Below are 22,474 nucleotides of genomic sequence, written 5' to 3'. Positions count from 1 at the left end.
TCCCTCCCGGCCGGCACCGATCCCGACCGTCCCTCCCCGCCGAAACCACAGACCGGACCCCGACCGGCCCCCGCCGCTGCCGACGCTCCCCGCCCAAGCCCTCCCGGCTCACCACACCCCGCCCCCAACCGACCCCCCAGCCCCTAGGCTGACCGCCATGGACCTACGGCTGGCAGGACAGGGCGCGCTGGTGACGGGCAGCAGTTCGGGCATCGGCGCGACGATCGCCGAGACGCTGGCGGACGAAGGGTGCAATGTCCTCGTGCACGGGCGCAACGCGGGGGCCGCGGCGGCCGTCGCCGAGCAGCTCGCGGCCCGCGGTGTACGGGCCGAGGTGGTGCTCGGCGATCTGACGGAACCGGGGGTCGCCGAGCAGGTCGCGCTCACCGCACGGGACTTCGGGGCTCGCATCCTCGTCAACAACGCCGGTCCGTTCGCCGAACACGACTGGGAGAGCTCCCAGCCGTCCGACTGGCGCGCCGCCTTCGAGGGGAACGTGCTGCCGACCGTACGGGTCAGCCAGACGCTGCTGCCCTCGCTGCGCGCCCACGGCTGGGGCCGGGTGATCACCATCGGCAGCCGTGCCGTGCGGACACCGCTGCCCAACATGGTGACGTACTCCGCGGCCAAGGCCGCCGTGGTGAACATGACCACCAGCCTGGCCCGCCATCTCGCCGGTACGGGCGTCACGGCGAACTGTGTGAGTCCGGGGGTGATCGTCACCCCCTCCATGTACCGGATGTTCGAGGAGCGCGCAGCGGCCGGCGGGGACGAGGGGGCCGGCCGGGACGAGGCGGACATCGTCGCGGAGTACGCGCCGAACCCGAGCGGGCGGCTGGGCCGTCCGCAGGACATCGCGGCCGCGGTCGCCTACCTGGCGAGCCCGCTCGCCGATTACATCAACGGGATCGAACTGCGGGTGGACGGGGGAATCACCGGAACGTCCTAGACACCGCCGTTCCCCGGCCGTTCTCCCCGCCCCTCCGCTTCGCCCTTTCGCCGCCGTCGGCCGGTCAGGACACCGGTCGCGAATCCGCCCACATGCTCTCGAATTCCTCCCGGTAGGTCTCGAAGAGGCCGTGGTCGCCGTCGCGGCCCTCCCGGGCGTCCTGGCGGACGATCTCGCGGCCGCCGCCGCGCAGGACGAGGACGGGCGACTCCATCCCGCGGCTCTTGCGGAGGTAGGGCTGGACGACCGCCACACCGTCCGGCCCGTCACCGTCGACCAGGTAGGCGGTGAAGCGCGGGGTCTCGTCGAAGACCTGGATCTCGAAGGCACCGGGGTCGCGCAGCCGGGCGCGCACCCTGCGCATATGGAGGATGTTCATCTCGATGGAGCGGCTCATCTCGCCCTTCTTCAGGCCGATTTCGCGCTCCCGGCGGCGGACCGCACTGCTGGCCGGGTTGAGGAACAGCAGGCGGACCCGGCAGCCGGATTCGGCGAGCCGGACCAGCCGCCGGCCCGAGTAGTTCTGGACCAGGAGGTTCAGCCCTATGCCGACGGCGTCGAGCCGGCGGGCGCCGCCGAAGAGGTCCTCGGCGGGCAGCTGGCGCTGCAGGCGCACCCGGTCGGAGTGCACCCCGATGACATCGGCATAGCGGTCACCGACCAGGTCCTCCACCGCGTCGATCGGCAGCCGTCCGGAGATACGGGTGCCGACACCGGAGCCGAGTATGTCCAGGAGGCGGGCGGAGGCGCGCTCGGCCTGGGCGAGCACCGTCTCGGACAGCGCGCGGTTGCGGGAGACGATGTTGCGCGCGACCTCCAGTTCGTCGAGGGCCAGCTCGACGTCGCGGCGGTCGTCGAAGTACGGCGCGAAGCAGGGCCAGTGCTGGACCATCAGTTCGCGGAGTTGCGGAAGGGTCAGAAAGCTGACGATGTTGTCGTCGGCGGGGTCGAGGAGGTAGCCCTTGCGGCGGCTGACCTCGCGCACGGCGACCGCGCGCTGCACCCACTCCTGACCGGCCGGTCCGGCCGCGGCGACCACCCATTCGTCGCCGTGCACCGGCTCGTAGATGGGCCGCAAAACGGCCGCGACCACGGCCCGCAGCCGTTGCTCGACGAGATTCAGCCAGATGTAGGCGCGCCCGGCCCGGCGGGCCCTGGTGCGCACCTCGCTCCAGGCGTCGGCGCCCCAGTCCAGCTCCGCCCCGATCTCCAGCGGTCGCGCCAGGGACACCGCGCCGGGCGGTGCGTCGACGGAGCCGCCCTCATGGCCCTCATGACTCTCGTCACCAGGGGGCAACTCCAGCCCGCCGCTCACCTGCCACCGCCTTCCGAACCCCCGTGCCAACGATCAAGGCAGACTACTGCGGTGCGGGAGGCGGTGCAGCAGGATGGGTTGAGTCGGTTACCAACTCCCCTTATCCATAGTGCCCGTTGTGGCCGGACAACGCGGGCGGAGTGAGCGGATTCATAGCGGTGACATCACGCGGCACGAGCTGGAAGCCCTGCCAGTGCACGGGCATCGGCTCCTGGTCCTCGTCCCTGGCGATGTGGTGGAATCCGATGTTGACCCACGCGATGGGGTGTTTCAGCGGCTGGCCGTTGACCCAGGTGTCGACGCTCCGCCCGGCCCGGGGCCCACAGTTGGCCAGGTTGTTGCTGGCGAACTGCTCACATGCGTTGTAGTCGGTGACGTAGAGGTCGTGAGTGGTGTAACTGCGGCCGGTGTATTTGCTGGAGCGGCCCGGGACGATCTCGTACGAGCGCGGATGACCGTCCTTGTTCTTTCCGGTGTCGCTCACCACGCGCCACCACCGCAGCGGCCCGTAGTCGCCGGCCAGTTCCTTGGTGACGGGGGTGCGGGTGGTGCGGATGGTGGGCGTGCGGCCGCCGGGCCGGGTCGTGAGGGCGGAGTCGAACTGCTCGACCTTGTTGGTGGCGGAGCCGTCCAGACCGAAGTTCAGCCGCCAGAAGACATTGTGGCTGTGGCTGGTGGCGTAGTCCTTGGCGCCCTTGCCGATCGGCATACCGCGGCCGTCGCCGGCGTCGTAATCGCCGGGAGAGACGGTGCCGGTGGCGCCGACCTGCATGGTCATCGTGCCGTCACCGGAGAACCGCCACTCGCTGATGTACTCGTACCAGCCGACCTTGTTGACGGTGTAGACCAGCAGGTCCTTGCCCTGGAGCTGGTAGGTCCGGGCGTTCTCGCCGGGGTAGGGGCCCTTGCGGTAGGCGTGGCCGCGGGCGCGGGTGGTGGCACACAGGCCGCTGACGTCGGGGTGTGCGGGGTCATAGGCGCCGGGCACCCGGACGGTCTTGATCGTGCCGCCGGGGCATTCGGCGGGATCGAGCTTCTGCAGCCCCTGAGCGAAGCCCTGGCCGGTGAGGTCGTCGTACTCGTTGGTGCCGTCGTCGTACGGGACGTGGATCTGGGCGAGCTTGGCGGTGGTGAGCACCTTGATCGGGGCGCGTTCGCCCTTGGGCTGGTACGAGATGTCGTCCAGGACGAGGCCGGCGTTGCCCTCGTAGTGCCAGCACATGCGCCAGACGGTGCCGCCGTCGAGCGTCTGGGTGAGGCGGTAGGCGGCGCTGCACCGGGGAGCGGGTGCGGCGGGAGCCGCGGGGGCGGCCTGGGCGGCCGGGCCGGTCAGCAGGGCGGTCGCGGTGAACAGCAGGGGGACCGCGGCGAGTGCCGTGGTGCGGCGGCGAGTGCCTCGGGAGCGGGCACCGGTGGGGCGGCTTTCGGGCATGGCGAAGGCTCCTGTGCGAAGGAGTGGCGGTGGGGAGGGCGCGGTCAGCCCAGGCGGGCGACGGTGCGGGCGCTGAGGTCGATGACGAAGCGGCGGGTGTCGATCCACCGGCCGTTCTTGATCTTGGTGAAGAGGCGGATGCAGCGGTGTTTCCCGCACTCGCCCAGGGCGCCGGGCGCCGCGCCCTCCGCCCGGCCGCGGTAGACGAAGCCGGTGACGGAGAGCGGGTCCGGGCCGGTGAGGTCGTGCCCGGTGGCGTCGCGGTAGTCCTGGCGCAGACCGGCCCCCAGCGGGGCGGCGATCAGCAGCCGGGCCGCCTCGACGGCCTCGTCGTGGCCGGGCGGCGGCTGCACGCCGTGCTGGGTGTCGGCCGACTCCACCGTCGAGGTCGTGAGATTGACCGTCCTGGTGAGGTAGCTGTCGCTCCGGTAGTCGTAGAACGAGACCCTCGCCCGGCGCGGCGGATCGGCGAGCCCGGCTTCTGCGGGGGTGAGTTCGACCAGGTCGGTGGTGAGGCGCTCGGGCCCCGGCTTCCCGGTGACGTCCGCGGCGGCGCCGCGCAGGGTGCGCGGCAGCGCCAGGTCCTGGGCGCGCCGGAGTTCGTCGTCGGTGAGCGGGTCCCGTCCCGTCCCGCGCTCCCCCTGGGCGGGGGCCTTTTCGACGACGCCGGGCGGCGGCGGTCCCCCGTCACGCCCCGGCGCGGGGGCCCCGGCCGCGGCGGGGCGGCTGCCGCTGCCGTCGGCGGCGCCGGCGTCGGACGGCAAGGTGATCGCGGCCATCGCGGCGGTACCCGTGAGCGCGAGGGCGGCGCCCGCGACGATCTTGCCGAGGTGGCGGTGCATCAGGTGGCGCACTGTTCCCCCCTGCTGTCACATTCCGTGACACGCATGTCGGTCCCCCGTCGGTCCTCCAGTAGGACGACTGATAGGACGATCCGACATCGCGACGGGTTGCCCACCATTCAGCGGAGATCTCGCGAAAAGGCCTCTGTGTACGACAAGTTGCGAAAAGTTGAGGAAAGATTTCGTCTTGTTCCGCTGAGGTGTGTCGTGGAGTCGCCGCAGCGCCCGCCGAGAAAGTGGAAGAGTCTCCCCATGCAGGTCTGGCCGGGACAGATGTATCCGCTGGGTGCCACCTATGACGGGGCAGGCACCAACTTCGCGGTGTTCTCCGAAGCCGCGAAGCGCATCGAACTGTGTCTGCTGCACGACGACGGTTCGGAGACCGCCGTCGAGCTGCGCGAGAGTGACGCCTTCGTGCGGCACGCCTATCTTCCGGGAGTGATGCCCGGGCAGCGCTACGGCTTCCGGGCGCACGGCCCCTACGAACCGGAGCGGGGGCAGCGCTGCAACTCGGCGAAGCTGCTGCTCGACCCGTACGCCCGGGCCATGAGCGGCCGGATCGACTGGGACGAGGCCGTCTACGGCTACCACTTCGGTCGCCCCGAGGTGCGCAACGACCTGGACTCGGCGCCGCACACCATGGCGTCGGTGGTGGTCAACCCGTACTTCGACTGGGGCGACGACCGCCCGCCGCGCACCGCGTACCACGAGACGGTGCTCTACGAGGCCCATGTGAAGGGCCTGACCATGCGCCATCCGGAGCTCCCCGAGGAGCTGCGCGGCACCTACGCCGCGCTGGCGCATCCGGCGATCATCGACCATCTGACGAAGCTCGGGGTGACCGCCCTGGAGCTGATGCCGGTGCACCAGTTCGTCCAGGACCACCGGCTGGTGGACGCGGGGCTGACGAACTACTGGGGCTACAACACCATCGGCTTCTTCGCCCCGCACAACGCCTACGCGTCCTGGGGCGACCGCGGGCAGCAGGTGCTGGAGTTCAAGACGGCGGTGCGGGCGCTGCACCAGGCCGGGATCGAGGTGATCCTCGATGTGGTCTACAACCACACCGCCGAGGGCAGCCATCTGGGCCCGACGCTGTCCTTCCGGGGGCTGGACAACGCCTCGTACTACCGGCTGTGCGACGACCGGCAGTACTACATGGACACCACCGGCACCGGCAATTCGCTGCTGATGCGCAGCCCGCATGTCCTGCAGCTGGTGATGGACTCGCTGCGCTACTGGGTGCAGGAGATGCGGGTGGACGGCTTCCGCTTCGATCTGGCGGCGACGCTGGCCCGGCAGTTCCACGAGGTGGACCGGCTGTCGTCGTTCTTCGACCTGGTGCACCAGGACCCGGTGGTCAGCCGGGTGAAGCTGATCGCCGAGCCGTGGGACGTCGGGGAGGGCGGCTATCAGGTGGGCAACTTCCCGCCGCTGTGGACCGAGTGGAACGGGAAGTACCGCGACACCGTGCGGGATCTGTGGCGGGGCGAACCCCGCACCCTGGCGGAGTTCGGGTCCCGGCTGACCGGTTCCTCCGACCTCTACCAGGAGGACGGGCGGCGCCCGCTGGCCTCGGTGAACTTCGTGACCTGCCACGACGGCTTCACCCTGCACGATCTCGTCTCGTACAACGACAAGCACAACGAGGCCAACGGCGAGGACAACCGCGACGGCGAGCGCTTCAACCGGTCCTGGAACTGCGGTGCCGAAGGGCCGACCGGCGACCCCGGGGTCCGGCGGCTGCGGGCCCGGCAGATGCGCAACTTCCTGGCCACGCTGATGCTGTCGCAGGGCGTGCCGATGCTCAGCCACGGGGACGAGTTCGGACGCAGCCAGGGCGGCAACAACAACGCGTACTGCCAGGACAACGAGCTGTCGTGGGTGCGCTGGCCGGAGCGGCGGGGCCCGGGCGGGGGCACCGGGCTGCCGGACGGGGCCGAGGGGACCGACGAGCCCGACGAGGCAGACGGGACCGACGAGGCGGACGGGGACGCGGAGCAGCTGGCGCTGCTGGCGTTCGTCCGGCAGATGGTGTGGCTGCGGCGCGACCATCCGGTGTTCCGGCGGCGGCGGTTCTTCCAGGGGCATCCGGTGGAGGGCACCCCTGACGAGCTCTCCGACATCGCGTGGTTCACGGCGGACGGCGAGGAGATGGGCCCGCGCGACTGGCAGTCGGTGCACGCCAAGTCGCTGACGGTCTTCCTCAACGGCAACTCCATCTCCGAGCCGGGCCCCCGGGGCGAGCCGGTCACCGATGACTCGTTCCTGCTGATGTTCCACGCCCACGACCAGGAGAAGGAGTTCATGGTTCCGGAGCATCTGGGCCGGCAGTGGCAGGTCGTCGTGGACACCGACCGGCCGCAGGCGGTGGCGGACGGCGGCGGCGCCAAGGTCAAGGCCGGCGACCGGCTGACCCTCGTCGGCCGGAGCCTGCTGGTGCTGCAGCGGCCGGCTTAGGGCGGGCCGGCGGGCCGCCCAGGGCTGCGGGTGCCCTGGGGCGCCGGGCCGCCCGACACCAATGCCGGAAGCAGATGACACAACGAGCCGTCAGCGGGGTACGGGTGTTCCCATGACGCAGCCATCGAGTCCGTCGCCGACCGCCACCTACCGGCTGCAGCTCCAGCCGGACTTCCCGTTCGCCGCCGCGGAGCGGGCGGTCCCGTATCTGGCCGCACTCGGCGTCTCCCACCTGCACCTCTCGCCGGTGCTGGAGTCGGTGCCGGGGTCCACGCACGGCTACGACGTGGTCGATCACGCGACGGTACGGGCCGAGCTGGGCGGTGAGGCGGGGCTGCGGGCGCTGGCGGCGACGGCCCGGTCGCACGGCCTCGGGCTGGTCGTCGACCTCGTGCCGAACCATATGGCCGTGCCGGAACCGGTGTCGCTGAACGGGCCGCTGTGGCAGGTGCTGCGGGACGGCCCGGCGTCCCCGTACGCGCGGTGGTTCGACATCGACTGGGAGGCACACGGCGGCCGGCTGCTGCTGCCGCTGCTCGCCGGCCGGCTCGGCGACGAGATCCGGCACCTGCGCGTCGACGGCGAGGTGCTGCGCTACCACGGACACACCTTCCCGCTGCGCCCCGGGACGGAGGGGCTGCCGCCGGCCCGCCTCCTGGACGCCCAGTGGTACCGCCTCGCCTGGTGGCGGCTGGCCCGCAGTGAGCTGAACTACCGCCGGTTCTTCACCATTTCGGAGTTGATCGGGGTCCGTGCCGAGGACCCCGAGGTCTTCGAGGCCACCCATGGCACGGTGCTGCGGCTGCTGCACGAGGGCGTCGTCGACGGGCTGCGCATCGACCACCCGGACGGGCTGGTGGACCCCGGTGGCTATCTGGCCCGGCTGCACGAGCGGACCGGCGGCCGCTGGACGGTGGTGGAGAAGATCCTCACCGGCGACGAGCAGCTGCCGGCGGGCTGGGCCTGCGCGGGCACCACGGGCTATGACGCCCTGCGGCACATCGACGGGCTGTTCGTCTGCCCGCAGGGCTCGGGGCGGCTGTTCTCCCACTACCGGGACTTCGTCACCCCGCTGGCCGACGAGGGCGGCGACTGGGAGGAGACGGTGCGCCGGGCCGCGTACGAGGTCGTCACCCACGATCTGTCCGCGGAGGTCGAGCGGCTGGTGCGGACCGCGGCCCGGATCAGTGCGCGCCGGCCCGAGCCGGGCGATCATGCACCGTGGGCGCTGCGGCACGCCCTGCGCGAACTGCTGGTGCGGCTGCCGGTCTACCGCCCCTATGCCGCCGAGCCGGAGCAGGCCGCGCACAACGAGGCGTTGCTGGGCCCGGCGGCCGCGCAGGCGCGCACCGCCTTCCGGGTGCCCGAGGAGGCCCGGGCGGTGGACCTGATCCACGAGCTGGCCCTCGGCCGGCTCACCGACGGCCCGGACGACGCCACCGCGGACTGCGCCGACTTCACCGCCCGGTTCGCCCAGACCGCCTCCGCCCTGCACGCCAAATCCGTCGAGGACACCGCCTTCTACCGCTATCCGGTGCTGCTGTCGGCCTGCGAGGTCGGCGGCGACCCGGGCGAGCCGGCGCTCACCCCCGCGGCGTTCCATGCGTACTGCGCCCGGATGCAGCGGGACCGGCCCGCAGCCGGCACGGCGCTCTCCACGCACGACACCAAACGCAGCGCCGATGTACGGGCGCGGATCGCGGTGCTGTCGGAGTGCCCGGACCGGTGGCGGGACGTCCTGGGCGCCATCCCCGGGGCGGTGTGCGAGGCCGGGGGTGACCTGGTGGGCGGGGCCGGTCCGCGGGATCCGATGGTGTCGTGGCTGGCGTGGCAGACCGCGTTCGGCCTCGGGACGCCGGCCGACGGCCCGGCGGCGGACCGGCTGGTCCCCGCGGTCCTCAAGGCGGTGCGGGAGGCCGGGCTGCGCACCTCGTGGACGGAGCCGGACACGGCCTATGAGGAGGCCGTCGAGGAGTTCGTACGCAGCGGCCCCTGCGGTCCCGCGGCCGCCCCGCTCGCCGCGCTGGCGGCGGAACTCGCGCCGTTCATCCGGGCCAATGTGCTGGGTGCGGCGCTGCTGCAGCTGACCATGCCGGGCGTGCCCGACCTCTACCAGGGCACCGAACTCGTCCATCCGACGCTGGTCGACCCGGACAACCGGCGCCCGGCCCGTTTTCAGCCGGAGCTGCTCGACGCGCTGGACGGCGGGAGGGCACCCCGCGATCTGTCCGGCGAGAAGCTCCGGCTGACCGCCGCGGCCCTGCGCCTGCGGCGGGACCGGCCGCAGTGGTTCGGCGCTACGGGATCGTACGACCCGGTGTACGCGGAGGGACCGGCGGCCGAGCACTGTGTGGCGTTCTGCCGCGGCCGGCGGGTGCTGACGGTGGTGACCCGGCTGTCGCTGCGGCTGGTGGAGACCGGCGGCTGGTGGGACACCCTGCTGCGGCTCCCGCCCGGCGGCCCCTGGCGCGAGCAGCTGACCGGCCGCACGCTGCCGCAGGGCTCGGTGGTGGCACTGAACGAGCTGCTGGACGAGTCACCGGTGGCCTTGTTCGTGCGGGAGTGACGTCTCGTCAGGTGGGGGCTCGGGGGCACGGTCCGCCCTCCGCCCCGCCGCCGGAAAATTCGGTTGCGGGCTCCCGCACGGCTGGCAGCATGGCCCCGTACGACCGAATTTCCTGAACAGGAGCAACGGAATGCGCGGATTCCTCGGAACTACTCATCGCCCCGACCGGACGACAGTTCTTGAGGACTTCACCTTCCATGCTTCCTTCGCACACCCTGAACATCGGGATTCTCGCCCACGTCGACGCGGGTAAGACCAGCCTCACCGAGCGGCTGCTGTTCGACTCCGGTGCCATCGGCCGGCTCGGCAGCGTCGACGCCGGCGACACCTGTACGGACACCGGCGCGCTGGAGCGCCTGCGCGGCATCACCATCCGCTCGGCCGTCGCCTCCTTCACCGTCGGCGAGGTCCGGATCAACCTCATCGACACCCCCGGCCATGCCGACTTCATCGCCGAGGTCGAACGCGCCCTGGGGGTCCTCGACGGCGCCGTGCTGCTGCTGTCCGCAGTGGAGGGCGTCCAGGCCCGCACCCGGGTGCTGATGAAGACGCTGCGGCGGCTGCGGCTGCCCACCCTGCTGTTCGTCAACAAGATCGACCGGGCCGGCGCCCGGGACGAGGCGCTGCTCACCGACATCCGCCGGCTGCTGGCACCGGTGCCCGTCCCGATGACCTCCGTGACCGGCCTCGGCACCGCACGGGCCGGCTCGGTGCCGTACGACCTGGAGGACCCGCTGGTCCGTGAGCGGATCGCCGAAACGGTGGCCGAGGCCGACGAGTCGGTCCTGGCGCAGCTGGTCGGCGCGGCACCCGGAGGGCAGGAGCAGGAGGACGGGCCGCTGACCGCGGACCGGCTCCGCGCGGCGCTGGCCGCCCGGACCGCCGACGGCTCGCTGCATCCGGTGTACTTCGGCTCCGCGCTCGGCGGCCAGGGCGTCGGGGCGCTCGTCGAGGGAATCGTCCGGCTGCTCCCGCCGGCGCCGGCCGGGACGGGCACCGAGCCGCGGGGCACGGTCTTCGCCGTCCACCAGCCGCCGCACGGCGAGCGGACGGCCCATGTCCGGCTCTACGACGGCGAGTTGCGGCCGCGGCAGCAGATCACGCTGCACCGGCCCGGGGCGGACGGGGCGGCCGCGTCCGTGACCGGCCGGATCACCTCGTTGGAGGTCATCGGCCGGCCGCCCGGGGACACCGGGCCGCTCACCCCGGGAAATATCGCGGTGCTCCGCGGGCTGCCCGGCATCCGGACCGGCGACCGGCTCGGCCCGGCCGACGACACCGCGGCCGGGCCGGCGCTGTTCGGCTCCCCCACCCTCGAAACCCTGGTCCGGGCCCGCCGTCCGGCCCGCGCCGCCGCCCTGCGCGGCGCACTGCTGACGCTCGCCGACCAGGACCCGCTGCTCCAGGTGCGCCCCGCGCCGGACGGGGCGACCTCGGTGCTGCTGCACGGCGAGGTGCAGAAGGAGATCCTCGCGGCCACCCTGCACCAGGAGTACGGCATCGAGGCCGAGTTCACGCCGAGCCGGGTGGTGTGCGTGGAGCGGCCGTCCGGGGTCGGCGAGGCGTGCGAGGAGATCGCCAGATTCGGCCACACCGGGCCCTGGGCCACGGTCGGGCTCCGGGTGGAGCCGGGCGCCCGCGGCTCGGGGCCGGTCTTCACCTACGAGACCGAACTGGGCGCGCTGCCGCACGGCTTCCACCAGGCCATCGAGGAGACCGCCCTGGCGACCCTGCAGTGCGGACCGCAGGGGCTGGCGGTGACCGACTGCCGGGTGGTGCTGACCCGTTCCGGCTTCATCGGCCCGGTCAGCACCGCCGGGGACTTCCGTACGGTCACCGCCCCGGTGCTGCGGCGGGCGCTGGAGCGGGCCGGCACCCGGGTCTACGAGCCGTACCACGCGTTCGAGGCCGAGGTCCCGCTCCCCGCGCTGGCCGCGGTGACCGCCCGGCTCGCGGCACTGGGCGCCGAGCTCGCCGAGACCTCCGGCGGAGTGCACTCCTGGCTGGTCAGTGGCGCTCTCCCGGCCCGTCACCTCCAGGAGATCCAGCGGAGGTTGCCCGGACTGACGCACGGTGAAGGGGTGTGGATGTCGCACCCGTCGGGCGACCGGCCGGTGCGGCGGGGCGGGGGCGGGACCGGGGCCGGGACCGGGACCGGGTGAGGCGACGCGGAGCCCGGCGGGGCGGGCGCGGCACGATCCCGGCCGCGTCGCCGCTCACCACTCGCCCCTCACCGCTCGCCCCTCACCGCTCCGTCAGGACGTAGTCCACCTGGCCGAACGTGATGTGGTCGCCGGGGCCGACCGGCACCTCGCCCACCACCCGCCGGCCGTTGACGCAGGTCCCGTTGGTGGAGCCGAGGTCGCGCAGCAGCCAGCCCTTGCCGGCGCTGCGGAGTTCGGCGTGCGCGCGGGAGACCGTGTCGTGGTTGAGGCGCAGGCCCACACCGGGCGCCCGCCCGATGAGCAGCGGGAGCGGGCCCGGCTCGGGCAGCAGAAGCTTCGGCAGCCGCTCCCTGCGCCAGGCGCGGCGCACCCGGATGTGGAACGCCGAGGCCCGGCCCACCATCCGCAGGACGGTGCCCTGGACCTTGCCGCGGTCGGCCAAGTCGGCGGTGACCACGTCGAGTTCGGACTGCTGCTGGGCGGTGAGGACGAGTTCCAGTCGCCGCAGAAAGGTGTCCTGGGACAGCCGTCCCTGCGCCGCGCCGTCGCGCAGCAGATCAAGAGCGCGTTCCCGGTCCGCATCCGACGGGCGCGTCGGGCGCGCAGGGAACTCGAGCGAAGTCATACCGCGATTCTCGGGCCACCGCGAGCCGCTGTCCAGGCGGTGTCGCCGCGGGGACGGTGCAGGTGGGGGCGGGTCACCACAGCGGCACGCGGGAGAACGCGAGGTGGGCCCGTGTCGCAACACGGGGCTGTCGGGCGGCGCGCGGGCATGCTTTCTTCGTCGGGACCGCGAACGAAGGAGGACGGCCGTGCTGTTCGAGGTGTGGGCGCCGAGGGCCGGACAGGTCGCTCTCCAGTGGGCGGGGGACCGGGCCGGGGAGCCGAAGGTCGTGCTGGAGCGCGACCCCGGCCGTGCGGGCTGGTGGCGCACCGAGGCCCCGGCGCGCGACGGCGACCGCTACGCCTTCCGGCTCGACGACGGGCCGCCGCTCCCCGATCCGCGCGCCGTCCGGCTGCCGGACGGCCCCGGCGGGCCGGGTGCGGTCGTCGAGCACGACCGGTTCCGGTGGCGGCACCCGTGGCCCGGCCGCCCGCTGCCCGGCGCGGTGCTCTACGAGCTGCACCTGGGCACCTTCACCCCCGAGGGCACCTTCCGTGCCGCCGCCGAACGGCTGCGCCACCTCGCCGACCTGGGCATCACCCATATCTCCCTGATGCCGGTCTGCCCCTTCCCCGGCCACCACGGCTGGGGGTACGACGGGGTCGCGCCCTGGGCGGTGCACGAGCCCTACGGCGGGCCGGACGGGCTCAAGCAGTTCGTGGACGCCGCGCACGGTCACGGCCTGGGGGTGCTGCTCGATGTGGTGCTCAACCACCTCGGCCCGTCCGGCAACCCTCTCCCCGCGTTCGGGCCGTACTTCACCGACACCCACCACACCCCCTGGGGCGCGGCGGTCAATCTCGACGCCCCCGGTTCCGCCGAGGTACGCAGCTACTTCCTGGGCAGCGCGCTCTCCTGGCTGCGGGACTTCCGGCTCGATGGCCTGCGGCTGGACGCCATCCATGCGCTGTACGACGACAACGCCCCGCACTTCCTGGCCGAACTGTCCGCCGCCGTCGACGGGCTGGCCGGGCAGCTGGGGCGCCCACTCTTCCTGGTCGCCGAGTCCGATCTCAACGATCCGGGCACCACCGCGCCGCGGGAGCACAACGGGCACGGTCTGCACGCCCAGTGGAACGACGACTTCCACCACAGCCTGCACACCGCGCTCACCGGCGAATCCCAGGGCTACTACGCCGACTTCGCGCGCGCCCCGCTCGCCGCCCTCGCCAAGACGCTGACCGGTGGCTTCTTCCACGACGGGACGTACTCCGGCTTCCGCGGCCGGGCGCACGGCGCACCCCTCGACCTGCGGGTGACGCCCGCGTACCGCCTGCTGGCCTACGCCCAGACGCACGATCAGGTCGGCAATCGCGCACTCGGCGACCGGCTGGCCGCCGGGCTCTCCCCCGGCCTGCTCGCCTGCGCCGCCACCCTGGTGCTGTGCTCACCGTTCACGCCGATGCTGTTCATGGGCGAGGAGTGGGGGGCGACCACCCCGTGGCAGTACTTCACCTCGCACCCGGACCCGGAGCTGGCGGAGGCGGTACGGGCCGGGCGGCGGCGCGAGTTCGCGGCGCACGAATGGGCCGGAGAGGCCGGCGACTGGCCCGATCCGCAGGACCCGGCGACCCGCGACCGCTGCGTCCTGGACTGGACCCAGCCGGCCCGGAAGCCGCATTCCGCACTGCTGGCCTGGCACCGCACGCTGCTGGCGCTGCGCCATGAGCTGCCCCCGCTGACCGATCCGGATCCGCGCCACACCGCCGTCCGCTTCGACGAGGATGCCCGCTGGCTGCTGCTGCGGCGCGGCCCGCTCCAGGTGGCGGTCAATCTCGCGCGGGACGCCACGGCCGCCATCCCCGTCGACGACGCGGCGCGGGGCGGGACCCGGCTGCAGGCCCTGGCGGGCTGGCCCGCGGCCCGGCTCCCCGGGGCGGACGGGGTGCTGCGGCTGCCTCCGGAGTCGGCGGTGGTGCTGGGGCCGTAGCGGCCATGTGCCGCGCTCGGCTGAAAAGGTGAAGGGCTGTCGGCCTCCCTTGTGCCCGGCTCCCTCGGATGGGTTACTGGTGCTCCTACCAGGTGGGCCGCCCCTCCCTCCGCTGGTCAGCGGCGGCGGCCGGTCCACGGGTGAGCGGGCCCGGCTTGCCTGAGCACGGCGTCGCCCGGCGGAGGGTTCCGCCAACCGGCGCCAACACCGGTGTCGGCTGATGGGTGGCTCAACTACGTCTCCGAGGAGGAGTCTTGCGAGCCATCCCCATTGTGCGATCCCTGCTGGCGGCAGCTGTGCTTCCGCTGGCTTTGGTTTCCGCTCCCGCCGCGCACGCCGCGCTCCCGATCCAGGTGCCGTGCGGCGAGTCGGCGCTGGCCGACGCGATCAACACGGCCAACGCTGCCGGAGGCGGCAGCCTGACCCTCGCCGCCCTGTGTACGTACACCCTGACCAGCGCCCACAGTTCGGGCGGAGCCGGACACCCGGCGGGGCTGCCGAACATCACCACCCCGATCTCCATGACCGGCTTTCTCACGCAGATCACCCGGGCCCCGGGCGCGCCGGCCTTCCGGATCTTCGAGGTGGACGGCCCGTCACAGGTCCCGGGTGCCAACGGCCGGCTCAGCATGACCACCCTGACCGTCAGCGGTGGTGACGCCGGCCTCGGTGTGGGCGGGGGCATCGCCAACCTCGGCGGCACGGTGACCCTCACCAGCAGCACGGTCAGCGGCAGCAAGGCCTCCTATGGCGGCGGCATCTACACCGACGGTGCCCTGACCCTCACCGGCAGCACCGTCACCGGGAACACCGCGAGCGTCGTCGGCGGCGGCATCTTCACCAACGCCGGGACGGTAGCCCTGACCGGCAGCGCCGTCGTCGGCAACACCCCGACCAACTGCGGTGCCCTGCCGCCGGTTTCCCCCGCCTGCTGACCTCCCGGCCCTGCCGCCGACGCCGAATGTCTCACCTCGGCGGGCTCAGGACGGATCGTAGACATACGGCAGGGCGTTGCTGTTTCCGGCCGGGGTGTGTGCCACGACGTTCACCGTGCCGGGCGCGCCGCCCGGGGAGGTCGCGACGACCTGAGTGTCGGAGACCGCCGCGAACGAGGCCGGGACGCCGCCGAAGGTCACCGCGTCGGTGTAGGTGAGGTTGCTGCCGCCCAACACGATCGCGTCGCCCCCGAAATCGGGGCCGTGGGAGGGGATGAGACTGGTCAGAACAGGCGCCGCCAGATACGTGTAGTACGGATTCCCGGTGGCCGCCGTGCTGGTCCCGCCCGGTGTGGTGACGGTGACGACGACCGTGCCCGCACCGGCCGGAGCGGTGGCGATCAGCTGGCTGTCGGAGACCACAAGGACGGCAGTGGCCGGGTTCCCCCCGAAGCTCACCGCGGTGGCCAGGGTCAGATTGCTGCCGAAGACGGCGACGGTGTTGCCGCCGGTGGCCGGGCCGAGGTGCGCGGACAGATCGTTGACGGTGGGCGCGGCGACGTAGAAGTACGGCAGGGGGTTGCTGGTGCCGCCGGCCGTGGTGACCGTGACCGTGGTGGCGGACGGCGGCCCGGCGGGCGCGCTGACGACGATCTGCGTAGCGGTGTTGCTGAGAATGGTCGCCGGGTTGTTTCCGAATTTCACCGAGATCGCTCCGGAGAGATTGCTGCCGCTGATGGTGACGAGATTTCCTCCCGGGACCGGACCCGAGCTCGGGCTCAGACCACTGATGACCGGAACAACAGCAGCAACATACGTGTAGACAAGGGCATTACTGGTACCACCCACCGTGGTCACCGTCACCGCGACGGACGACGGCAATCCCGCAGGCGCGATCACCACCACCTGAGAAGCGGTATTACTCAACACAGTCGCCGAGTTGGCCCCGAAATTCACCGAGATCACACCGGCAAGATTGCTGCCGCTGATGGTGACGACATTGCCGCCCGAGACCGGACCCGAACTCGGGCTCAGACCACTGATGACCGGAACAACAGCAGCAACATACGTGTAGACAAGCGCATTACTGGTACCACCCACCGTGGTCACCGTCACCGCGACGGACGACGGCAATCCCGCAGGCGCGATCACCACCACCTGAGAAGCGGTATTACTCAACACAGTCGCCGAGTTGGCCCCGAAATTCACCGAGATCACACCGGCAAGATTGCTGCCACTGATGGTGACGACATTGCCGCCGGAGGTGGGGCCCGAAGCGGGACTGAGGGTGGTGAGTACGGGGGCGGCGACCGTCGTGTAGGTGAAGAGCACATTCTGGGTGCTGGTCCCGGTCGGCGCCGTGACCGTGACCATAACCGTGCCGGTCCCTGCGGGCGTCCTGGCCGTGATCTGCGTATCGCTGACGAGGACGAAGTTGGTGGGGGTGGGGCCGAACCTGACCAGCGTGGCGCCGGTGAAGCCGGAGCCGGTGATGGTGACGGCGGTATTGCCTTCAGGAGCACCTTGGTTGGGGCTGACGCCGGTCACAACGGGGGCCATGATGCTCTTCTCCTTCTCGTGCCGCCCGGGGCGGTCGCGCCCCGTGGCCCGCGATCGTCGGCCGGGGCGGAGGCGTGGCCGCCCGTCCGCGTCATGCGCTGCGGACGGGCGGCGACGTGGTGGTCGTGCCGTCGGTGCCGGTCGTCCCCGACGATCAGGTGATGGTGAAGGCCTGGGCGTTGGAGTTGCCGCCGCAGGTGTGGACCGTGATGGTCCCGGCGCCGGTGGCGAGCCCGCCGGGCACGGTGGCGACGAGTTGGCCGGCGCCCACGGGGGTGAAGACCGCGTTGGCGGTGGCCGCGGCGCTGTCGGTGAACGTGACGGTGTCGACGCCGACGAAACCGGTCCCGTTGACGGTGATCTGGTCCCCCGCCGTGCCCGACGTGGGCAGCACCGAGGTGATGGCCGGCGCGAGGTAGTAGTCGACCAGCGTGGTGCCCGAGGTGCTGGTACCGCCGGCGGTGGTGATGGTCACCGGCTGGGTCGACACCGTGGTGACCTGCCCCGGGTTGGCCGGCGCGGTGAAGGTGACCTGGCTCGACTGGGTGGGGGTGACGGCCACGTTGCCGACGGTGCCCACCCCGACCTGTGTTCCGGAGAGGAAGTTGGTGCCGAACAGCGTCACTGCGCCGCCCGTGGCGGCCGACAGGCAGGTGACACTCAGCCCCGTGGTGGTCGGCGTGGCGACGACGAAGAACGGCAGCGCGTTGCTGGTGGCACCGGCACTGCTGGTGACGCTGACGGATACCTGACCGGAGCACGGCGCCGTACTGGGCACCACGAAGGTGACCAGGGTGGCGGTGACACTTGCCGGGGTGACCGACGCCGCACCGAAGTTCACCCTCGTGGTGGTGGACAGACCGGTTCCGTTGATCTGGACGGTGTCCCCGGGTTTTCCCTGGTTGGTGGTGGTCGTGGTGTCCACTAGCGAGGTGATGGTTGCCATGCACTTTCTCCTTCGAATGTGCCGCCCTGCCGGGGGTGGGCAGAGCAGGCCGTGACTGACCCCGTCCGCAACGCATGGGAGGTCCCAGTGGGGCGGGAAGGGCATATGAAGACCCGTGGGGCCGGCACCTGGGCGGGTCGCCCCGTGTGAATCGACGCGGCGCCGCATACAGGGCGGCGTCAATCTCGCTCGATTGATTAAAGCCAAGGGGTGAAGGAGGCGACAGGTGAAATTGGCGCAACAAAGGCTTGATAGGTAAATAGGCTAAGGGCTACTTAACCGACCCCATCCGCCGTTGCGCGCCCCGGCCCGTTCCCCTGTTTTTCCAGCCGATAGGGACGCTGAAAAACGGTCGGCCGGCCTCAATCGCCCACCCGCCGACTGTATATGTGCGCACGTGAGCAGGGCCAAGGGCCGATTCTGCATCCGGGATTGTCCACCGCCTCTTGGGCAGTGCCGGGGTGCAGGGCCGGGGTCGTTCGATACGAGGGGGCGGGGCAACAGCGGGAACCGTGCTGCGCGTTACGCCGGTGCGCGCCCGTTCGGCTCGCCGGGGGTACCTGGTCGGTTCGACGCTCAGCTCGCCGTTCATTCTCGCCAGGCGGCATCCCTCACCAGCGGATGCCGTCGGGGACACCTCATGCGAGACCCTAGGGCGGGCAGGCCCTAGTGCGAGAACTCCGAGACGAACGCCGCGCAGAAGGCCTCCAGGTCCGCGGGCTTGCGGCTGGTGATCAGGGTGTTCGGTCCGGCGGTGCAGATCTTGACCTGCTCGTCGACCCAGGTGCCGCCCGCGTTGCGGATGTCGGTCCGCAGACTCGGCCAGGAGGTCAGGGTGCGGCCGCGCACCACATCGGCCTCGACGAGCGTCCACGGTGCATGGCAGATGGCGGCCACCGGCTTTCCGGCGTCGAAGAACGACTTGATGAACGCCACGGCCCGCTGGTCCAGGCGCAGCGCATCCGGGTTGGCCACGCCGCCGGGCAGCACCAAGCCGTCGAAGTCCGCCGCGGTGGCCTCGTCCACCGTCAGATCGACGGGGAAGGTGGCCGCCCTGTCCAGGTGATGGAACGCCTGCACCTTTCCCGTGTGGGTGGAGACCAGCGTCGGGCCGCCGCCCGCGGCGACCACCGCCTGCCAGGGCTGGGTCAGCTCCACCTCTTCGGTGCCCTCCGGGGCCACCAGAAACGCCGCCTGCATACTGCGTTCACGTCCCTTCGTCGGGTCGGGGAGCGAGGAAGCCCCCACCCCCACTTCTCGACCATAACGGCCCGAAGCGCCGGGCACTTCTTTGCCGAGCCGGGCCCCGCGGACCGGGCCCGACAGGCGCTCCCGAGCCCGTCCGGCGCCCTGCAAAACGCGCGCTCACCGGCCACCCCGCTCGCCCGATCGTCCACTCCCGGCAAATGTGCTGGACACTGTGTACATGCCCCTGCATCTCTCCGACCTCCTGGCCCGGCCCGACCTCGATCTGTCCGTCGCCTACGACGTGCCGCCGCACCTGCTGGCCCGCACGGTCGAGGCGGCGACGGTCTCGGATCTGCCGGCGCCGGGGAAGTGGCTGCAGGGCGGCGAACTCCTCATGACCATCGGGCTGTTGCTGCCGAAGGAGCCCGCCGCGTGCCGGGCGTACGTCCGGGATGTGGCCGAGGGCGGGGCGGCGTGTCTGGCGCTCGGGCTGGGGCAGGGGCTGCCGTATCAGGAGGCGCCGGAGCCGCTGGTGCGGGCGGCGGAGGAGGCCGGGCTGCCGCTGCTGACGGTGCCGGACGGGGTGCCGTTCATCGCCGTGACCAAAGCGGTCTTCGACGCGCGGGCCCAGGAACAGCGCGAACTGCTGCAGCGGGGCTTCGCCACCCAGCGGCGGCTGACGGCCGCGGCGACCGGCGGTGGCCTGCGGCCGATGCTGGCGGAGTGGACGGCCGCCACCGGCGTGGGCGCGGCGGTGCTCGACCCGCTGGGGCGGCTGCTGGCGGCCGGTGAGCGGGCGCACCGTACACCGCCCGCGCAGGCGCAGGAGCTGCTCGCCCGGGTCGCCGCGCACGGGCTGCGCGGCAGTGCCGCCAGCACGGCCGCCGGGCAGCAGCTGGAGGTGCAGCCGCTGGGGGCCCGGCGGCTGCGCGGGCTGCTGCTGCTCACCGGCCGCTTGGACGACGCCGCCCGCTCGGTCGTCCCGGGCCTGGTCTCCCTGCTCTCCCTGGAGCTGGAGCGCCGCCATCTGCGCGATGAGCCGGAGCGGCGCCGCAGGTCGGCACTGCTGTCGGAGCTGCTGGCGGACGAGGACCCGTCCGCGGACCGGGCCCGGGACGTGCTGCAGTCGGTGGGACTGACCGCCGAGCGGGTGCGGGGCGTCGTGGTGGAGGCCCCGGGCGGTGCGGGAGGCCGTACGGGGCCGGACGCGTCGCAGGAGGGGAGCGTGGAGGGCGCCGCGCAGGAGATGGCCGCCGATCTGGCGCTGGCGCTGCCCGGCGGCCTGGTCCGGGTCGTGGACGGGGCGGCGGGCCCGCTCATCGAGGCGGTGGCCGGCGAGGACCTGGACGTCCGCGAGGTGCTGGCTCGCTTCGCCCCGCACCGTCCGGCCGGTATCGGCCCGGCCGCCGGCCCCGAAGCGGTCCGGGTGTCGCTGCACCAGGCGGCCGGTCTGCTCGCCCTCAGCCGGGCCGGCGGGGAGCCCGCCCAGGCCCGGCAGAGCCAGGCCAGCCGGCTGCTGCTCGACCTGGGCGACCGCCGTACGCTGCACGGTTACGCCGACACCGTCCTGGGCCCGCTCGACCTCGCCGACCACGGGGAGGAGCTGACCGCCACGCTCGCGGCCTGGCTGGAGACCGGCGGGGCCTGGGACGCCACCAGCCGACGGCTCGGCGTCCACCGGCACACCGTCCGCAACCGCCTCGACAAGGTCATGGACCTCACCGGCCGCCGCCTCGACGACCCCGACGACCGCTTCGACCTCTGGCTGGCCACCCGCATCCGCCGCGGCGGCGCCCCCGGGACCGGCGGCCGCCCCGCTCCCCCGCCGCCGGGCCGATGACACGAACCCCTACATTTCCCCTCCGCCCTTCACTCTCCCCCCTGGCACCGTTTTTACTTCGAGGGTGACTTACGAGATCCGCACCCCCACGCCCGGCACCGCCGGCCCCACCACCGCGCCCCCTGCACGCTCCGCACGGGGCGGCGGGCGCGGCGCCCTGGTGGCCGTCAGCGATCTGCACGTCCGCTACAAGGAGAACCGCGACATCGTCGAGGGGCTCCAACCGCAGTCCGCCGACGACTGGCTGCTGGTGGCCGGCGACATCGGCGAGCGGGTGTCCGACATCCGCTGGGCGCTCGCCCTGCTCAGCAGCCGGTTCGCCAAGGTGGTGTGGGTGCCCGGCAATCATGAGCTGTGGACGACGGCCGACGACCCCGTACAGCTGCGCGGTGTGGCGCGCTATGAGCATCTGGTCGGCGTCTGCCGGGAGTTGGGCGTCCTCACCCCCGAGGACCCCTATCCGGTCTGGGAGGGCGACGGCGGTCCGGTCGTCATCGCACCGCTCTTCCTCCTCTACGACTACAGCTTCCGGCAGCCCGGGGTGACATCCACTCACGAGGCGCTCGCCCGGGCCGAGAAGGCCGGAGTGGTGTGCACCGACGAGCACTTCCTGCACCCGGACCCGTATCCGACGCGAGAGGCGTGGTGCCGGGCGCGGGTGGCCGCCACCGAGGCCCGGCTCGCCGCCGTGCCGGAGGACCTGCCGACGGTGCTCGTCAACCACTGGCCGGTGGTGCGCGAGCCCACCGAGCCGCTGTGGTACCCGGATTTCGCGCTGTGGTGCGGTACGGAGGCGACCGCCGACTGGCCCGTCCGGTTCCGGGCCGCCGCCGTGGTCTACGGCCATCTCCACATCCCGCGGCTGCTGGTCTGTGACGGCGTCCCGCATCAGGAGGTGTCGCTCGGCTACCCGCGCGAGTGGCAGCGCCGCTCCCGCGCCCCGGGCCGCCCGGTCCAGATCCTCCCCGTACCGGCCGCGGCCGGCGACACCACGGGGACCCCCGCATGATCGACAAACTGCTGCCGCCCCCGGTCGTGACCGCGGAGGCCTTCCAGGACGCCCCGGTGTCGCAGATGTTCCCGGAGGAGTGGGCGCTGGTGGCCGGGGCCGTCCCCAAGCGGCAGAAGGAGTTCGGCACCGTACGCGGCTGCGCCCGCAGCGCACTGGCCGAGCTGGGGTTCGCCCCCGCGCCCCTGCTTCCGGGCCCGAAACGGGAGCCGCAGTGGCCGGCCGGCGTCGTCGGCGCAATGACGCACTGCGACGGCTACCGCGCCGCCGCGGTGGCCCGCTCGGCGGAGGTCCGCACCATCGGCCTGGACGCCGAGCCCCATCTCCCCGTGAACGACCCCGGGGTGGTCGATCTGGTCACCCTCCCCGAGGAACGCCCCCAGCTAGCTCGACTTGCCGCAGCGCAGCCCGAGGTCTGCTGGGACCGCCTGATCTTCAGCGCAAAGGAGAGCGTCTACAAGGCGTGGTACCCCCTCACCCACCGCTGGCTCGACTTCCAGGAAGCCCACCTCACCCTCGACCCCACCAACGCCACGTTCACCGCCCGCCTCCTCGTCCCGGGCCCCGTGATCGACGGCCGAGAACTCACCGAATTCAGCGGCCGTTGGCTGATCGGGGCGGGGTTGGTGGTGACGGGGATCGTGGTGATGGTGTGAACTGCCCGAGGATCAGG

The 22,474-nt window shown here is 72.3% G+C and carries 16 protein-coding genes; 9 read left to right on the top strand and 7 right to left on the bottom strand.

Features of this window, described 5'->3' with window-relative positions:
* Window positions 1-157 precede the first annotated feature (157 nt).
* Window positions 158-949 carry an SDR family NAD(P)-dependent oxidoreductase gene (locus BKA18_RS29115; RefSeq protein WP_366045722.1) on the top strand — a complete coding sequence of 264 codons (792 nt, stop codon included), beginning with the start codon at window positions 158-160 and terminating at the stop codon, window positions 947-949.
* A 64-nt stretch (window positions 950-1,013) separates the two neighbouring features.
* On the opposite strand, the gene BKA18_RS29110 is transcribed toward BKA18_RS29115, so the two are convergent.
* The 3 genes from BKA18_RS29110 to BKA18_RS29100 all read right to left on the bottom strand — a co-directional run bounded on the left by BKA18_RS29110 (window position 1,014) and on the right by BKA18_RS29100 (window position 4,550).
* Window positions 1,014-2,264, bottom strand: a complete 1,251-nt coding sequence (locus BKA18_RS29110; protein WP_006602414.1) for a DUF5919 domain-containing protein — start codon at window positions 2,262-2,264, stop codon at window positions 1,014-1,016.
* A 100-nt stretch (window positions 2,265-2,364) separates the two neighbouring features.
* Window positions 2,365-3,696 (bottom strand): copper amine oxidase, encoded by a 1,332-nt coding sequence (locus tag BKA18_RS29105; protein ID WP_366045721.1) that lies wholly within the window; start codon window positions 3,694-3,696, stop codon window positions 2,365-2,367.
* Window positions 3,697-3,740: 44 nt separating this feature from the next.
* Entirely contained in the window at window positions 3,741-4,550 is an 810-nt protein-coding gene (locus BKA18_RS29100) for a Tat pathway signal sequence domain protein (RefSeq protein ID WP_366045720.1), read from the bottom strand.
* A gap of 240 nt (window positions 4,551-4,790) precedes the next feature.
* Here BKA18_RS29100 and glgX point away from each other — a divergent pair, with 240 nt between their 5' ends.
* The 3 genes from glgX to otr(A) all read left to right on the top strand — a co-directional run bounded on the left by glgX (window position 4,791) and on the right by otr(A) (window position 11,726).
* The gene (gene glgX / locus BKA18_RS29095) at window positions 4,791-6,998 is read left to right on the top strand and encodes a glycogen debranching protein GlgX (RefSeq protein WP_366045719.1); all 2,208 of its coding nucleotides are present in this window, start codon (window positions 4,791-4,793) and stop codon (window positions 6,996-6,998) included.
* 112 nt (window positions 6,999-7,110) lie between these two features.
* Window positions 7,111-9,564, top strand: coding sequence for a malto-oligosyltrehalose synthase (treY, locus tag BKA18_RS29090; protein WP_366045718.1), 2,454 nt, complete (start codon window positions 7,111-7,113; stop codon window positions 9,562-9,564).
* A 197-nt stretch (window positions 9,565-9,761) separates the two neighbouring features.
* The gene (gene otr(A) / locus BKA18_RS29085) at window positions 9,762-11,726 is read left to right on the top strand and encodes a tetracycline resistance ribosomal protection protein Otr(A) (RefSeq protein WP_366045717.1); all 1,965 of its coding nucleotides are present in this window, start codon (window positions 9,762-9,764) and stop codon (window positions 11,724-11,726) included.
* A gap of 82 nt (window positions 11,727-11,808) precedes the next feature.
* Here otr(A) and BKA18_RS29080 read toward each other — a convergent pair whose 3' ends face one another.
* Window positions 11,809-12,354 (bottom strand): FHA domain-containing protein, encoded by a 546-nt coding sequence (locus BKA18_RS29080; protein WP_096212299.1) that lies wholly within the window; start codon window positions 12,352-12,354, stop codon window positions 11,809-11,811.
* A 187-nt stretch (window positions 12,355-12,541) separates the two neighbouring features.
* Here BKA18_RS29080 and treZ point away from each other — a divergent pair, with 187 nt between their 5' ends.
* Together treZ and BKA18_RS29070 are read left to right on the top strand one after the other, a co-directional pair.
* Window positions 12,542-14,323: a malto-oligosyltrehalose trehalohydrolase gene (treZ, locus tag BKA18_RS29075; RefSeq protein WP_366045716.1), complete on the top strand. Its 1,782-nt coding sequence runs from the start codon at window positions 12,542-12,544 to the stop codon at window positions 14,321-14,323.
* A 254-nt stretch (window positions 14,324-14,577) separates the two neighbouring features.
* Complete coding sequence (locus BKA18_RS29070) at window positions 14,578-15,258, top strand: hypothetical protein (protein ID WP_366045715.1); 681 nt, start codon at window positions 14,578-14,580, stop codon at window positions 15,256-15,258.
* Between the two features lie 45 nt (window positions 15,259-15,303).
* Here the strand turns inward: BKA18_RS29070 and BKA18_RS29065 are convergent, their stop codons facing one another.
* From BKA18_RS29065 to BKA18_RS29055, 3 genes are all read right to left on the bottom strand, one after another.
* Window positions 15,304-16,806: an IPT/TIG domain-containing protein gene (locus BKA18_RS29065; protein ID WP_366045714.1), complete on the bottom strand. Its 1,503-nt coding sequence runs from the start codon at window positions 16,804-16,806 to the stop codon at window positions 15,304-15,306.
* Window positions 16,807-16,972: 166 nt separating this feature from the next.
* The gene (locus BKA18_RS29060) at window positions 16,973-17,764 is read right to left on the bottom strand and encodes an IPT/TIG domain-containing protein (protein WP_366045713.1); all 792 of its coding nucleotides are present in this window, start codon (window positions 17,762-17,764) and stop codon (window positions 16,973-16,975) included.
* A gap of 666 nt (window positions 17,765-18,430) precedes the next feature.
* Window positions 18,431-18,964: a type 1 glutamine amidotransferase domain-containing protein gene (locus BKA18_RS29055; protein ID WP_235447834.1), complete on the bottom strand. Its 534-nt coding sequence runs from the start codon at window positions 18,962-18,964 to the stop codon at window positions 18,431-18,433.
* 226 nt (window positions 18,965-19,190) lie between these two features.
* Between BKA18_RS29055 and BKA18_RS29050 the strand changes: the two genes are divergently transcribed.
* The 3 genes from BKA18_RS29050 (at window position 19,191) to BKA18_RS29040 (ending at window position 22,457) form a co-directional block, all read left to right on the top strand.
* Window positions 19,191-20,792: a PucR family transcriptional regulator gene (locus BKA18_RS29050; protein WP_366045712.1), complete on the top strand. Its 1,602-nt coding sequence runs from the start codon at window positions 19,191-19,193 to the stop codon at window positions 20,790-20,792.
* Window positions 20,793-20,856: 64 nt separating this feature from the next.
* The gene (locus BKA18_RS29045; protein WP_366045711.1) at window positions 20,857-21,801 is read left to right on the top strand and encodes a metallophosphoesterase family protein; all 945 of its coding nucleotides are present in this window, start codon (window positions 20,857-20,859) and stop codon (window positions 21,799-21,801) included.
* The gene (locus BKA18_RS29040; protein WP_006602429.1) at window positions 21,798-22,457 is read left to right on the top strand and encodes a 4'-phosphopantetheinyl transferase family protein; all 660 of its coding nucleotides are present in this window, start codon (window positions 21,798-21,800) and stop codon (window positions 22,455-22,457) included. Before BKA18_RS29045 ends, BKA18_RS29040 begins: the two co-directional genes overlap by 4 nt.
* Window positions 22,458-22,474 lie beyond the last annotated feature (17 nt).

The sequence above is a fragment of the Streptomyces auratus genome (assembly GCF_050433025.1).
Taxonomy (GTDB): Bacteria; Actinomycetota; Actinomycetes; order Streptomycetales; family Streptomycetaceae; genus Streptomyces; species Streptomyces sioyaensis.
The sequence above is the reverse complement of the archived record's forward strand: the minus strand, read 5'-3'. Positions and strand labels throughout refer to the sequence as shown.